Below are 15,249 nucleotides of genomic sequence, written 5' to 3'. Positions count from 1 at the left end.
ACACCACATCGGCCCCGGAGATCAGCATGAGCAACGCCTCTGTCTTCCGTCGGAAGATCACTCCCACCGAACACCTCTATTTCTCCACGCGGAGGGTGACCCCACCGTTCGTCATGCACCTCGCCGTCCACGGCGACGGCAGCCTGGACCCGGCCGCGCTGCAGCGGGCCGTCGACGTGGCCTCGGCGGCCACACCCGGCGCCCGCCTGGTCCGCGACGGCGGCGACTGGGTGGACAGCGGTCTGGGCGCGAGCGTGCGCGTCGTGCCGGGATGGTCGCTGAACTACGACGCCTTGGAGCACGACGCGGTGCTCGACAGCCCGATCGGTCCCACGCCGGAGCGGACCACCGAGGTGCTGCTGCTCACCGGCGCGCAGACCACCGTCCTGTTCCGCGCCTTCCACGGCGTGATGGACGGCATGGGTTTGCGGATGTGGGTGGACGACGTATTCCGCGCCTTGCGCGGGCATCCGCCCCTCGGCGCGGCCGACCCGATCGCCGACGCCGAGTTGGTGGCCCGGATCGGCGCGCCGGGCAAACCGACTTTGGTCCTGCCGAGGTTCCCGGCGCCGACCGGCCGCGGCCGCCAGAATCCGGCGGGCCCGCGCTGGCTGCTGCGCCACCGCACCATCGAGGCTTCCGGGAAGGGCATCGTCGCACGCGTCGCGGCGGTCCTGGCCGCCGAATCCGGCGCGAGATCGCGCTTCATGATCCCGGTCGATCTGCGCAGGCACGATCCCGCGCTGCGCTCCACCGCGAACCTGGCGCTGCCGCTGTTCCTCGACGTCTCCCCCGGCGAGAGCTGGGAGACGATCAGCGCGCGGATGCGTACCGGGCTGCGGGAGAAACGGGAACTGAACGAGTTGGACAACGGCAAGCTGTCGATGTTCCCGGCCGCTGTGATCCGCGGGATACTGCGCGGCAGCAACTGGCTCGGGGCACGGCTGAACCGGAACATGGTGTCGGCCACCGTCTCCCACATGGGCGCGGTCGATCTCGACGAGATGGCCGTCCCCGGCTGGACGCCGACCACCATGCGGGCGCTGCCGCAGCACAGCGGCGCGATGCCGCTGCTGTTCGCCATGGTCCAGGCGCGCGGGAAACTGGAGCTGACCGTCTCCTGCCGCAACGGCGCGGGCATCGAGCCGCGGCTGGAGGCGCTGCTGGACAAGATCACCGCGCGGCTGGAAGCCGACCTCGCGCCGCACGATACGGCCGTGCGATGAACGCGCTCGCCCGGATCGTCCTCGCGCGGCCGAAAGCGGTGCTGGCCATCGTGACCGGACCGGCGTGATGCTGCTGTCCGGCCTGCTGGGGATCGGAGCGTCCGAGAAGGTCACGGCGGCCGGGTTCATCGATCCCGGCAGCGAGTCCGCGCACGTGGATCGGCTCGTGAGCGACCACTTCGGACCGCAGAATCCCGACGTGGTCGTGCGATACACCGCGCCGGAGGGCCAGACCCTCGACGACATCGGGCCTCGTGTGCGGGAATCGCTCGCACGGATCGACGCGGCGATGCTGCAACGGCCGATCGAAACCTATTGGAACGCCGGAATCGCCCGCAAGCAATTCCTGCGTTCGGCGGACAACCGGCACGCACTCGCCGTGGTGTACCTCGCCGGTGACGCCAACCGGCGAGTCAGCGCGTACCCGGCGATCGAGCCGCAGCTCCGGGTGCCGGGTGTGCCGACCGACCTGTCCGGCTACAGCGCCATCTCCACCGAGATCAACGCGCAGTCCCAGCACGATCTCCTGCGGGCGGAATCGGTCTCCCTGCCGCTGACGCTGCTCATTCTGGTGCTGGTCTTCGGCGGGCTCATCGCCGCGTCCTTCCCGGTGGTGGTCGGCGGCTTGACGGTGCTCGGCGCGATGGGCGCCATCCGGGTGCTCGCGGAGCTCACCGAAGTGAGCACGTTCGCGATGAACATCGCCTCACTGCTCGGCCTCGGAATGGCCATCGACTACGGGCTGTTCCTGGTGACCCGGTTCCGTGAGGAAGTCGCCGACGGGCACGAGGTGCGGTCCGCGATCGCACGCACCTACGCGACCGCCGGCCGTACCGTCGCGTTCTCGGCGCTGCTGCTGGTCTGCGCGTTCGCCGGGACGTTCGTCTTCCCGCAGGCGGTGTTGCGGTCGCTCGGCATCGGCGCGATCACCGCGGTGGCGCTGGCCGCCGGGATCTCGCTCACCGTGCTGCCCGCATTGCTGGCCCTGTTCGGCGCGCGTATCGGCACCGCGCGGGCGATCGAACGCAGCGACCGGTTCTGGGGCGGCCTGGTCGATCGGGTGCTGCGGCGGCCGGGTCTGGTGACCGTGGTGGTCGGCGCCGTCCTGCTGGTCTTCGCGGCGCCGCTGGCCGGTCTGCGGCTGGGCGACATAGACCATCGGGCGTTGCCCCCGGGCAACCCCATGCGCGTCACCGTCGAAGAACTCACCGCGCAGTTCCCCGCGGCAGGTAGCGGCGTAACCGCCGTGCTGCACGGCACAGACGGGCCGCCGCAGTCGGCCGCCGTCGACGCGGCCGCGGCGGCGCTCGGCGAGGTCGACGGGGTGCGGCAGGTCGTTCAAGTGGGTCGCGCCGAGGACTTCGTCGTCTTCCACGCGTTCCTGCGCTACACCGACCGCACCGAAGCTGCCACTGCCACGGTGCGCGGCATGCGCGGCCTGACTCCACCGGACGGCACCGTCTTGTGGATCGGCGGCGACACCGCGGCCACCGTGGACAGCGTGCGCTCCATCGTCGCGGCCATGCCCTGGATGATCCTCGTCATGGTCACCGCGACGGTGGTGCTGCTGTCCGTCGCGTTCCGCTCGATCGTACTGCCGCTCAAGGCCGTGGTTCTCGCGTTCCTGAGCCTCGCCGCCACGTTCGGCGTGCTCACCTGGATCTTCTGCGGCGGGCATCTGTCGGGCCTGCTCGGCGTGAGCACCGGCCCGATCACCGCGGGCATGCTGGTACTGATCATCGCGGTCGTCTTCGGGCTCTCCACCGACTACGAGGTGTTCCTGCTCTCACGCATGGTCGAAGCGCACGAGGCGGGCGCCGACACCGCGGCGGCGGTACGCGCGGGCACGGTCAAGACCGCGCGAGTGATCACCGCGGCGGCCACTCTCCTGGTGATCGTCACCGGCGCGTTCACCCTGTCGCCGCTCACCCCCATGCGTTTCCTCGGCCTCGGCATGATCATCGCGCTCGTCGTGGACGCCACTCTGGTCCGGATGCTCCTGGTACCGGCCCTGGTGCAGCTGATGGGCCCGGCCAACTGGTGGTCCCCGCGCCGCCGCCGCGTCGTTGCGGCCACCGTCGACCGGATCCGAGAACGCGCGTCGGCCACGCGCTGACCGGCTCTGCCGACCGGCGTGGCCCTGTGTGTCCACCTACCCTCCGGGTCAGGGAACGGGGCTTCGCCGGTGTGCTACCGGCGGTACTCGGGCCCGGGACCACGACGGCGTGGGACCGCACGGGGCCGCTGAGCCGACCGGCCTAAGCGACCAGTTCCATCACTCCACGCGGATCCCACGGCATCGGCCCGGTCGGGAAGCCGAGCCGGACCAGCCGGTGCGGCGCAGCCGTCTCGAAGTGCGCCACCGCGGGCGGCAGGAACCCGCCGACCACCTTCTCCACCATGGTGTTCAGTCCGGACAACCGCGGCCGCAGCCGGACCTGCCAGCTGCTGACGCGCCCGGCCGGAACCTCGACGACGGTGCGCTGCTCCACCTTGGCCCCGAGCGGAACGTGCACCGAGAAGGCCAGCCACAGATCCACGCACTCCTCGGCGCCCTCGGTGAAGTCCAGGCCACGCAGCAGCGTCAGGCCAGCGGCCAGCGGCATCACGTTGGCGGGAAAGGGTGCGATCCCGCCGCCGAATCGAAGGTGGACGGTATCGAGGAAGTTGGCCTCCTCACGTGAGACCACCGTTGTGCCCGAGCGAGTCTCGGCGCGGTAGTGCTCGGCCTGCAGCCGATCGCCGGAGCGCTGGAACCGCTGCTCGATGGTCATCGCGAAAATCCCGTGTCCCAGGCCCGCCTCGAGCGTCGAGCGGTAACCGTCGCCGTCATGGGCGACCACGCTGACCACGTCGAGCTTCGACGGCCGATCGGCGATGGTGACGGTGTAGACGGACTTCTCTCCGTCCGGGATTCCCGGGTCACGAAAAGCGTTGTCCATCAATCCTCCTCTAGTGGGTGTCCGCGGCCGCCGCCGTGAACACCGCTCGCAGCGTGGCCACATAGCGTTCGACGGAGCCGTGCGCCACCGGTGTGTCCGGATAGATGACGCTCAGCGTGGTTTCCGACGCCAGCCGGTTGATCCAGATCAGCACCTGCTCGGAGGCGGCGCGATTGGCGTACAGCCCGCACGACGCGAGGTCGAACAACTCGTTGCCGAGCAGCTCCCTGGCGTCCACGTACGAGATCATCGGCGTGGACCAGCCCGGTTTCAGGTCGAGATCGGAGTCCGCGGGCAGCAGTTCCACCACGCGCTGGAACGAGGTGGGGGCCAGCCGTAGTCCGTTCTCGTAGGCGTGCTGCGCGATGGTCGCGGCGCGCGCGAAGGTGGTGGTGGCGCCGATCGGAAAGGTCACCGGCAGCAGCGTCACGTACCAGCCGACCGACGCGCGTTCCGCGGCGGTGCTGCGGGTGCTGACGGGCGTCATGCCGAAGTAGTAGTCGGCACCGATGAGCTCACGCTCGGCCAGCGCCGCCGCGGCGAAGATGCCACCGACGAATTCCGCGCCGTTGTCGCGGCAGACCCGCTCGAATCGCAGCGCGGTGTGCTCGTCGAACAGGGTGACCGTGCGGTGGGCGCTGCGGTTGTACACATCGGTGCGCCTGCCCAGATCCAAGGGGAACGAGGGTAGTTCGCCGTCGTTGCCGCGGATGAGCTCCAGCCACTTGCGCACGCCTGGCGAGGCGAGCGTCATCCGGCCCGTGTACTCCCGCTCGGCGATGCAGTAGTCGAGATAGCTGGCCGCGGGGGCCAGCAGGCCGACGTCTTCCCACACCTCCCGCAGATACAGCAGTGCGAGGTCGAATCCGGACAGATACTGGCCGAATCCGTCGGTGTGCAGATGATCGACCGCCAGGTAGACCGTGGTCGAATCCTCGCGCTCGATCGCCCCGAAGGTGAAGCAGTCCCAGTCGAAGGGCCCTGGCGTCGTCTTCTGGACATGATCGCGGATGGCCCGCGCCTCGTCGACGCGGCCGTAATCGACCGGCACGAACTCGACGTCCTCCGCGGGTACGAGATGACGCTCGATCGCACCCGCGGAGTCAACCCGGAACCAGGTCCGGAAGGTGTCGTGGCGCAACAGGAACGCGTTGACCGCCCGCGTCATCGCGTCCAAGTCGAGATCGCCGGTCGGGATCTCCGCGGTCACCAGGCACAGGCCCGAGTACCGGAAATCCGCCTCCGCGTGCCGGTCGGCGAGCCGGAGATACTGCTCCTGCTGGTGCGAGGGCGGGGCCGGGTGAACCGGCGCCCGCCGGGCGCGCGCCACCGACTCCGGTGACGCCGCCCAGCTGACCAGCCGGCCGGGCCCCGGCTCCCATTCATCGATCAGCCCGAAACCGACCACGGGGATACCTCGATTCGACGACGGTGGGTGGTCACGGCCTGGCCTCGGCCGATGCCATCGCCAGAACCGGTTCGGCCGCGAGACCGTTCGAAGCCGTCGGCTCGGACATCGGCGTGGCCGGGTCCGGCGCCGACTGCGCCTGACCGGTATCCGCGGCCAGGATCAGCTCCGCCACCTTCGGGCCGGCCTGCTCCAGGCTGAACGACCGGCCCATCTGCAGCGACATCAGGTCGATACCGAGGGTCTTGGTGACCCGCGCCCCGAGCTCCACCGCCATCAGCGAATCCAGCCCGAGTTCGGGCACCGGAACGGTCATGTCGATGGACTCGACGGGCACACCCATGACGACGGCCAGTTCCTCGGCCATCTTGCGGGCGACGAAGGCCCCGCGCTTGCTGTCCTCGATCGCGGCCACCTCGGCTCGCAGCCGGGCCAGTTCGGAGGTGTCCTTGGCGGAGGCCTGCGCGAGCGCGCTCGTGCGGCCGGTGCGGGTCAGCTGCGGGAAGGTGCCGGTCAGCTTGGCCCAGTCGGTCGGAATGATCGCCGCCCGGGCCACCCCCAGGCGCAGGGTCTGCTCCAGGTACGCGGTGGCGTCGGCCATGTCGATCGGATCGAAGCCAACCAGATCGAGATACTTGAGGGCCGTCTCGTCGGCGGCCATACCACCGGTCGCGCCCGACAGATGACCCCAGCCGACGCACAGCGCCCGCTCGCCCGCCCGGGACCATTCCTCGGCCAGCGACTCCACCGCCACGTTGGCCGCGCAGTAGTTGTACTGGCCGTAGATGCCGTACATCGAACCGCCCGAGGAGCACAGCACGAACATGTCCAGCCGGATCCCCGCCTCGGCCACGGCCTGGTGCAGTACCCGAGCGCCGTGCACCTTCGGTCGGTAGACCGTGGCCAGCTCCTCGAACGACATTGCCGCCAAGCGGTTGTCGGCCACCGAGCCCGCCGCGTGGAACACCCCGCGCAGCGGGTGCTCCGAACTGTGGGACCGCGCCACGATCGCGGCGACGGCCTCCGGGTCGGTCACATCGGCACGCTCCTCGACCACGTCGACACCGATGGTCCGCCACGCCTCGAGCTGCCTGCGCGCCTCCGCTGTGCTCGCGCCGCCGCGGCCGAGCAGCACCACCCGCCGCGCCCCGCGCAGCACCAGCCAGCGCCCGATGGCCATCCCGAACCCACCGAACCCGCCGGTCACGAGATAGCTCGCGGCGCTGTCTATCTCGATCTCCGGCAGGTACGGCCGCACCGCGGCCGTGGACGAATCCATACGCAGCGCGATTCGCGCCAGCCCGGTCGAGCGGATGGTCTCCTCGAAGGCCCTGCCCACCTCGTCGGTCTCGAACAGCCGGTAGGGCAGCGGCTGGTAGGTGCCCGCGAGCACCTTCTCGTAGACCCGCTGCAGCAGCTTGGCCAGCCGCTGCGCGTCGACGGCGACCAGGCGGTCCAAATCCATGGAGAAGTACGCCAGGTTCTTGTCGAAGTTGGCCAGCTCGAGCAGGCCACCGGTGTAGATGTCGGCCTTGCCCACCTCGACGATGCGGCCGAATTCCGCTACCGCGTTGAAGTTCTGGCGCAAGATCTCTCCCGGCGCGCTGCTGAGCACGACCTCCACACCTTTGCCGCCGGTCAGCTCCATTACGTCGTCGACGAAGTTGAGCGAACGCGAGTCGATCGCGTGATCGGCGCCGAGAGCGAGCACGTGGGCGCGGCGCTCGTCCGTACTCGCGGTGCCGATGATGCGCGCCCCGCGATCCTTGGCCACCTGGATCGCGGCCGTGCCGACGCCGCCCGCGGCCCCGTGGATCAGCACCGTCTCGCCCGGTTCCAGCCGGGCCAGATCCAGCAGCGCGTACTCGGCCGTGCCGAAGGCGATGGTGCTGGTGCAGTAGGCGGGATCGGCGTCGGCGGGCAGCGGGATCGTCAGCTGCCGGTCGACGACGACGTAGCGCTGCATCATGCCTTTGGCGGCGACCGCGACCAGATCGCCCGCCGCGAGGTCGGTGATCCCATCGCCCACGCGCACCACCTCACCGACGCCCTCCATCCCCGGCACAGTGCCGAAATAGGTGGGCGCGAGCTCACGCTCGCCGAGCAGGCCGATGACTTTGAGCGGATCCTTGTAGTTGAGGCCGATGATCTTCATCCGCACCTCGACCTGGCCCGGTCCGGGTTCGGGGCGCGGGCATCGCCGCCACGCCAACGCCGACAGCAGGCGTGTCCGGGGCAGCTCCAGCGTGAAGTTGGCTTCCGGGTCGGTGAGCGGTTCGGCGGTGTCGAGGGCGTCGAGGCGCTCTTGCAGCGGTTTGATCACCAGCGGGACCCAGCGCTTGCCCGCGCGCAGCACGACCTCGTCGAGATTGTCGTTCCAGAACGCGCCCGGCACGGCCAGTTCCGCGATCAGATCGGCGATCTGGGTGTCGGGTTCCGCGTCGATCAGCCGCCAGCGCAGCGCCGACTGCTCGTTGAGCAGCACCCGGCGCGCACCGGCCAGCGCGGCATGACTCGAGTCCGGCGGGACCGGACTGTCCGGCAACGCGAACGCCCGCTCGGTCACCAAGGTGGCATGGCACCACCCCTCACCGAAGACGCTCTCGGGCCCCTGTTCGGTGGTGTCGGGGTGGACGAACTCGTCGAGGGCGACCGCGATCCGCTCCAGGGCCCACAGGTCGGCGACATCGTCCTCGACGGTTCCCGCGACCACGCAGACGTGCAGCCGGTCGGCGCCCTCCGCCTTGGCGGCCGCCAGTGTCGCGGCCAGATCGGAGGCGAGTGCACGGCCCGCCACCGCGGCCACGTACAGCCGAGAGCCCGGCAGCGCGGCGGCCAGTTGCCCCGCACGGCGGCAGTTACCGCCCAGCGCGACGATCACGGTGGTCACCGAATCCTGCGGCAGGGTCGCGGGATCGATGGGATCGCGCTGTTCCAACGTCTCGGCGTAGTAGAAGTCGACCATCCGGTGCAGCGGATCCTGGCCCGGCGCGAGCGCACCGATCTGCAGGCCGCTCAACCGCATCACGAGGTTGTGTTCGCCGTCGAGCAGATCCACATCGGCGCGCAGCCGGGCGCGGGGATCACGACGCGCGACGACGGTGATCCGCTCGGGCAGCGGTGCGACCAGCCGTACCGCCGCGACACCGACCGGCACCAGCGTGCCCACATCGATCCGGGCGTCGGCGAACAGCAGGGCCGCCGACTGCATCGCGGCGTCGACCACCGCGGGATGGGCGAGGTGTCCGGCGTCCGCGGCGATGGTGCCGTCGACGGTGGCCACCACCGCCTCCGCGCCCACGCGCACGGAGGTGACGCGGCGGAAGGCCGGACCGTACTGCAGCCCCGCCGCGGCCAGGCCGCTGTAGAACATCTGCGGGTCGATGTCGAGACCGACGTCCAGGGTGGGCACCGTGACCTTCGTAGGCTTGTAACTGCCGGTCAGCGTGCGGCCGAACGCGTGCACCGTCCACGCCGTCCCCGTCGCCGATCGCGATCGGATCATGAAGCGGCCGCTGGCCTCCTCGATGGTCAGCGCCACCAGCGGCACGTCCGGCGCGGCCATGATCAGCGGGGCCACGAACCGAACCTGTTCCAGCGCAACGCGTTCGACACCCAAGCGGGTGGCCGTGGCGCTCAGCGCGGCATCCAGGTAGGCCGCGCCCGGCATGATCTTGACGCCGTTGACGACATGGTCGGCCAGCCACGGCAGCAGCTCGGTGCCGACCTGTAGCAGCCAGTCCGGCCTGCCCTCGACGTCGGGATCGCCGAGCATGGTGTAGGCGCCGGGGGTACCCAACCGCGCTTGCTCGAACAGCGGCAGCGCCGAGTGAAGCCGCGTGCGCTGCCACGGATAGCGCGGCAGCGGCACGTGCGGGGTGGCGGAATGCGCCGGGAACAGCTCGTCGAGATCGAGCACGCCCGCGCCGTAGAGCCCGATGAGGGTGCGGCGGATGCTCACCGAATCCGGTTGCTTACGATCCAGTGTCGCCACCGTCGTGCCGTTGACGTCCGCGCCCAGCAGCGTCTCCCGGATGTTGCCCGACAGCACCGGGTGCGGGCCGACCTCCAGGAAGACGCGGCTGTCCGCGCCGATCAGTTTCGTGACCGCGTCGGCGAACCGGACGGGCTGTCGCACGTTCGCGCACCAGTACTCGGCGTCCCAGTCGGGGCCCGCAACCGGCTCGCCGGTGACCGAGGAGTACAGCGGCACGGTCGGCGTCATCGGCTTCAGCTCGGCCAGCGCCTCGCGCAGCTCGTCGAGGATGGGGTCCATCAACCGGCTGTGATATGGCACCTCGACGCGTAGCCGGCGTGCAAAAATGCCGTCCTCGGTGAGCTTTTCGGCGAATTCGTCCAGGCGGTCGACGTCGCCGGACAAGGTCAGCGAGCTCGCGCTGTTGATGGCGGCGACGTCCACCCGCGGGTCGTCGCCGACGAGTTCACGGGCCTGTTCGGGCGACATCCCGACCGCGAGCATGCCACCCGATCCGGCGGTCGTCGCCTGCAAACGGGCCCGGTGATAAGCCACCAGCACCGCGTCGTGCAGCGACAACACGCCGCTCACGTAGGCCGCCGACACCTCACCGACGCTGTGCCCGACCACTGCCGCGGGCCGGATGCCGTACTCGGCCAGCTCACGCGCCAACGCCACCTGCACGAGGAAATTGGCCGGCTGCGCCACCTCGGTGCTGGTGACCCGGGACTCTTCCTCGGGCCGCAGCAGCTCCTCGATGATCGACCAGCCCGCGATCGAACGGAACTCCGCGTCGACCGTCTCGGCCACGTCGGCGAATACGCCTTCGCCGCCGAGTAGTTCGCGCGCCATTCCCCACCACTGCGGGCCCATGCCGGAAAACACGAACACCGGTTCGGCCGTCCGCGCCACGATCGTCCGCGCGGCGTCGCGGCCCTCTCCCGCCGCGAACCGGCGCAGGTCCCCGACCAGCTCGGCGGTGTCGCCGACGAGCATGCCCGTGCGGTACTGATGGTGCGCCATGCGCGTCCAGGCGGCCTCGGCCAGCCGGTCCGGGTCGGCGCCCGCGGTGATCAGGTCGCCGAACCGGTCGGCGAGCGCGCGTGCCGCGCCGCCGCTGCGTGCCGAGATCGGCAGGATGCCGAAATGCCGGGGCGGCGTGGCCGGTTGGGTGGGAACCTGCCGGAACTCCCGGAGGATGGTGTGGGCGTTGGTGCCGCCGTAGCCGAAGCCGTTGACCGCGATCGTCATCGGCTCGGCGTCGTCGGGCAGCGTCTCCGCCTCGAGTTGGACGTGCAATCCCAACTCGTCGAACGGAATGTCGGGATTGGGTTTGTCGAGCCAGCCCTGCGGCGGAATGGTGCGATGGTGGATCGCCAGCGCCGACTTGATCACGCTGGCGATACCGGCCGCGGCCTCGGTGTGCCCGAGTGTCGACTTCACCGAGCCGACGCCCAGCGAGCGCGTGCGCCCCGCCGGCGCGCCGAACACACGGCCCAGTGCGCGCAACTCCACGGGATCACCGACCAGCGTGCCGGTGCCGTGCGCCTCGACATAGGTGATCGTGTCCGGCGCGAGCCCCGCGCGCTCGCATACCGAACGGGCGAGGGTTTCCTGTGATTCGGCGTTGGGCACGGTGATCGCCGTGGTGCGGCCGTCCTGGTTGGAGCCGGTCGCCTTGACCACCGCGTAGATCCGGTCGCCGTCGCGTACGGCGTCGTCGAGTCTCTTCAGCGCCACCATGCCCGCGCCCTCGCCACGGCCGTAACCGTCGGCCGATGCGTCGAAGGACTTGCAGCGGCCATCCGCGGCCAGGAAGCCGCCCTTGCACATCAGGACGAAGGTCTCCGGCTGCAGCATCACGTTCACGCCGCCGGCGAGCGCCACCTCGCAGTCGTCGTTCTCGAGCGCCTGACAGGCGAGATGAAAGGCGACCAGCGACGACGAGCACGCGGTGTCGACCGTGAGAGCGGGGCCGACCAGGTTGAGCGCGTAAGCGATCCGGTTGGACAGCATGGTGTAGGACGCGCTGGCCGGGGTGTGCATGTCGGTGTGGAACAGGGCCGGGCCGACCACGCCGATCACCGACTGGTCCACCACGAACCCGCCGACGTAGACGCCGATCGACCCACCCGCCGCGTGGCGCGCGATCCCGGCGTCGTCGAGCGCCTCCCAGGTCACCTCGAGCATCAAGCGCTGCTGCGGATCCAGCACGGTCGCCTCGCGGGCGGAGATGCCGAAGAAATCCGGGTCGAACTCCCACGGGTCGGTCGTCATGAATGCCGCGTGCTTGGTGTAGCTGCGCCCCGGCGTGCGCGGTTCCGGATCGTAGTAACGGCGATAGTCCCAGCGATCGGCGGGCATCTCGATCACGCCGTCGCGTTTGTCCAGGACGAATTCCCAAAAGGTATCGGGCGAATCGATTCCGCCCGCAAATCTACAGCCGATGCCGACAATTGCAATATCCGACATGCACATCCTCCGGGTCGGATCTAGTTGAACGCCATTCTGCTACGGCGATTCACGAATGCGGTGTGCACAGTGCACAGTTGCGATCGCCTCAGCGTAACGGCCACCCCACCGGCCGTCGCGAGCTCAGGGAGACTTCACAATCCCGCGAAGACCGATTTGTGTCATCTCGAAATCCTGACGCCTTCGTCGATGAAATCTGTTGAGATTGCTACGTTTTCACTGTTTGCGAGCCTCGTCGAATTATGAGGTCATCGATTAGGAGGCGGCATTGTTCGCCGAGTTCACGCGCTGGACCGATACGCTCGTCCGGCGGCCATTCACCGTCATCGGGGTCGTCGTCGCCGGACTGCTCGCGCTCGGCGTATACGGCCTCGGGCTGGGCGATCACCTCAGCGTCAGCGGGTGGGACGATCCGACTTCGGAATCGGCGCGCGCGGCTCGGCTCCGAGACGAAGCGTTCGGCCACGATCACATCGCCGATGTGATCTTGTTGTTTCACGCGCCCGCGGGCAAGACGATCGATGATCCGGCCTTCGCCGCCACGATCGTCGGCCACTTGAACAGCCTGCCGCAACGTTTTCCGGGCCAGATCACCAAGATCAACGGCACCTACTGGCCGACCGACACGGGGCTCGATCTACCGGATATCTTCGGCTCCGAGGACCGCGACTACGCCTTCGCCTCCATCGCCATTCGCGGCGACGACGACACGGAGGTGATGCGCAACTACCGAACGGTCGCCGACCGGTTCCGCATACCGGGCATCGAGATGGAGGTCGCGGGCGGGCAGCCGGTAGCGGCCGCACTCAACGACACCATGGCCCACGACCAGCGACGTATGGAGCTGTTCGCCGTTCCCGCCGTGGCGGTGCTGTTGTTCTTCTTGTTCGGCGGCGTTGTGGCGGCCGCGCTCCCGCTCATCGTCGGCGGGCTGACCGTGCTGGGTGCGTGGGGGATCATTCGCGCCCTGACCACCGTCATGGAAGTGAACTCCTTCGTCTCGCCGGTGGTCTCGATGATCGGCCTCGGCTTGGCCATCGACTACGGTCTGTTCATCGTGAGTCGGTTCCGCGAGGAGCTGGCCGACGGCCGCGAGGTGCCCGAGGCGGTACGGCGCGCGGTCGCGACCGCCGGACGGACCGTCGTGTTCTCCGCGACCATCGTGGTCGTAGCCGCGGGCGCCATTCTGCTGTTCCCACAGAGATTTTTGCGCTCGTTCGCCTGCGGCGCGATGGTGACGGTCTCGCTGGCGGCGCTGATCTCGATCACGCTGCTACCCGCCATGCTGGCCGTGCTCGGCCGGCGCGTGGACCGGCTGGGTTTCAACCGCTTCCACGCCCGTCGGGCGAGCGACCGCGAGCCGGACAATCCGTGGGGCCGCGTCGCCGGGTGGGTCATGCGAAGGCCGCTGGCTGTTGCGATTCCGGTGGTGGCCGTCCTGGTGGTGCTGATCGCCCCGGTGCGCGACGTGGCCTTCGGCGGGATCTCCGAGCGCTTCCTGCCCCCGCAGCATCCGGCGCGCACGGCGCAGCAGCACTTCGATCAAATCTTCCCCCTGCGTCAGATCAATCCCGTCGACCTGGTGCTGATCACTCACAACACCGCCGATATCGACGCGGTGGTCGCGCAGGCCGGCCGGGCCCCCGGACTCATCGCGCCGTTTCCGCGTGCGGTGCAGGGACCGGCGCATCCGAATGTCTTCACCACCTCGACCGTGATGCGTGATGCGCACGACGCGAACGCGACCATCGACTATCTGCGCTCCATGCCCATGCCGAAGGGCACGACCGTGCTGGTCGGCGGGCAGCCCGCCATTCAGCGCGACAGCGTCGAGGCGCTGCTGAGCCGGATGCCGCTGATGATCGTGCTCGTCTTTCTCGTCACCACCGTGCTGATGGTGCTGGCCTTCGGCTCACTGGTGCTGCCGCTCAAGGCCGCGGTGCTGAATCTGCTCGGGCTCGGTTCCACGCTCGGCATCCTCACCTGGATCTTCGTCGAAGGCCACGGCGCGGGGCCGCTGGAGTTCACCCCGCAGCCGATCATGGCGTTGGTGCTGGTACTGATCGTCGCCGTGATCTACGGCTTGTCGACCGATTACGAGATATTCCTGCTCGCCCGCATCGTGGAGGCGCGGGCGGCGGGCGCGACGACCACCGAGGCGGTCCGCGTCGGCATCGCCCGCACGGGCTGGATCATCACCGCCGCAGCCCTGATCCTGTTGGTGGTGACCGGAGCCTTCGCGTGGTCGGATCTGGTCATGATGCAGTACATCGCCTTCGGCATGGTCGCGGCGCTGTTCATCGACGCGACGGTCCTGCGCATGCTGCTGGTCCCCGCGAGCATGCGCCTACTCGGCGACGCCAGTTGGTGGGCCCCGTCCTGGCTACGGCGTGACGGGCGTCGCCGCACCGCCGCCGCACCCGAGGAGCCCCCCGCCGAGGCGGTCCAGGTCTTCGAACGTCCTTAGTGCCGACCGGCAGGGTGCCTGCTACTGGCGCACCGGGAACGGGACTCGTCCACGACCACATCCCTGCCCCTGCCTGGCAGAGCATCGGCGGACCGGTGATATCTCGGCAAGTCCGAGGCGAGAGAATCGCGGTGCGCAGCGTTGTGCCCGGCCGATAGCCTGTGCAGGAGCGGACATGGTGAAAGGTCTGGTGATGGCGCATATCTGGGTGACGGTGTGTCTGTCGCCGGAGGCGGTAGACGAACCCATGGGCGCACTCGCTCGGGCGCTCGCGCCCTTCGAGATGTACCACGTCCCTCCGAATCGAGGGGTATGGGACGCGTGGCGGACTCGCGGTGGCGGGGAAGGTCGCGGATTCTACGTGCGACCGGGGTTCGAGAACGATCCACGTCTCATACACGACTCGCCCCGGGACGACGGCTTCGTGCTCCCCACCGAGTTCGGGCAGTGCGCAGGCGGCCCGAAAGAGTTGCTGGAGGTCGCCGTGCACACGGTCCGATCAGCAGACGTGCTGACTCTCGACGGCTGGTGGATCGAAGGCATCAAGGACGGCTTCGCCTTCTACGCGGGCTGCGACCACGACGATGATCCGTGCGAGCACACCGCCGCACGCGCGATCCCGCCTGGCGGCAACGAAGCCTACTTGGAGGCGCTGCCCGACAGCACGGTGCTCGCCCGGGTCTACTGCCACGGTTAGTGATCCACGGGGCGAGGAACAAGACGGCGTCCGGAGCCGATGCCGCTGCGGGCGCTGCGTG

At 69.3% G+C, this 15,249-nt stretch carries 7 protein-coding genes; 4 read left to right on the top strand and 3 right to left on the bottom strand.

Annotated elements, in window-relative coordinates; translation table 11 throughout:
* The first annotated feature begins 26 nt into the window (after nt 1-26).
* Nucleotides 27-1,226, top strand: a complete 1,200-nt coding sequence (locus M8859_RS26695) for a peptide synthetase (RefSeq protein WP_195071365.1) — start codon at nt 27-29, stop codon at nt 1,224-1,226.
* Nucleotides 1,227-1,293: 67 nt separating this feature from the next.
* On the top strand, nt 1,294-3,342 hold the full coding sequence (locus M8859_RS26690) for an MMPL family transporter (protein ID WP_249644973.1): 2,049 nt from the start codon (nt 1,294-1,296) through the stop codon (nt 3,340-3,342).
* 142 nt (nt 3,343-3,484) lie between these two features.
* Here M8859_RS26690 and M8859_RS26685 read toward each other — a convergent pair whose 3' ends face one another.
* Genes M8859_RS26685 through M8859_RS26675 form a run of 3 tightly spaced genes read right to left on the bottom strand, consistent with a single transcriptional unit; the run spans nt 3,485 to nt 12,024 of the window.
* A complete protein-coding gene (locus M8859_RS26685; RefSeq protein ID WP_159925974.1) occupies nt 3,485-4,168 on the bottom strand; it encodes a hypothetical protein in 684 nt (227 codons plus the stop codon).
* Nucleotides 4,169-4,178: 10 nt separating this feature from the next.
* The gene (locus M8859_RS26680) at nt 4,179-5,576 is read right to left on the bottom strand and encodes a condensation domain-containing protein (protein WP_159925976.1); all 1,398 of its coding nucleotides are present in this window, start codon (nt 5,574-5,576) and stop codon (nt 4,179-4,181) included.
* A 31-nt stretch (nt 5,577-5,607) separates the two neighbouring features.
* Nucleotides 5,608-12,024 (bottom strand): type I polyketide synthase, encoded by a 6,417-nt coding sequence (locus M8859_RS26675; RefSeq protein WP_249644965.1) that lies wholly within the window; start codon nt 12,022-12,024, stop codon nt 5,608-5,610.
* 268 nt (nt 12,025-12,292) lie between these two features.
* Here M8859_RS26675 and M8859_RS26670 point away from each other — a divergent pair, with 268 nt between their 5' ends.
* A complete protein-coding gene (locus M8859_RS26670) occupies nt 12,293-14,491 on the top strand; it encodes an MMPL family transporter (RefSeq protein WP_249644964.1) in 2,199 nt (732 codons plus the stop codon).
* 175 nt (nt 14,492-14,666) lie between these two features.
* Nucleotides 14,667-15,188 carry a hypothetical protein gene (locus tag M8859_RS26665; protein WP_195071362.1) on the top strand — a complete coding sequence of 174 codons (522 nt, stop codon included), beginning with the start codon at nt 14,667-14,669 and terminating at the stop codon, nt 15,186-15,188.
* The last annotated feature ends 61 nt before the right edge of the window (nt 15,189-15,249 follow it).

The sequence above is a fragment of the Nocardia sputi genome (assembly GCF_023501985.1).
This window is presented reverse-complemented; position numbering and strand designations above follow the sequence as displayed.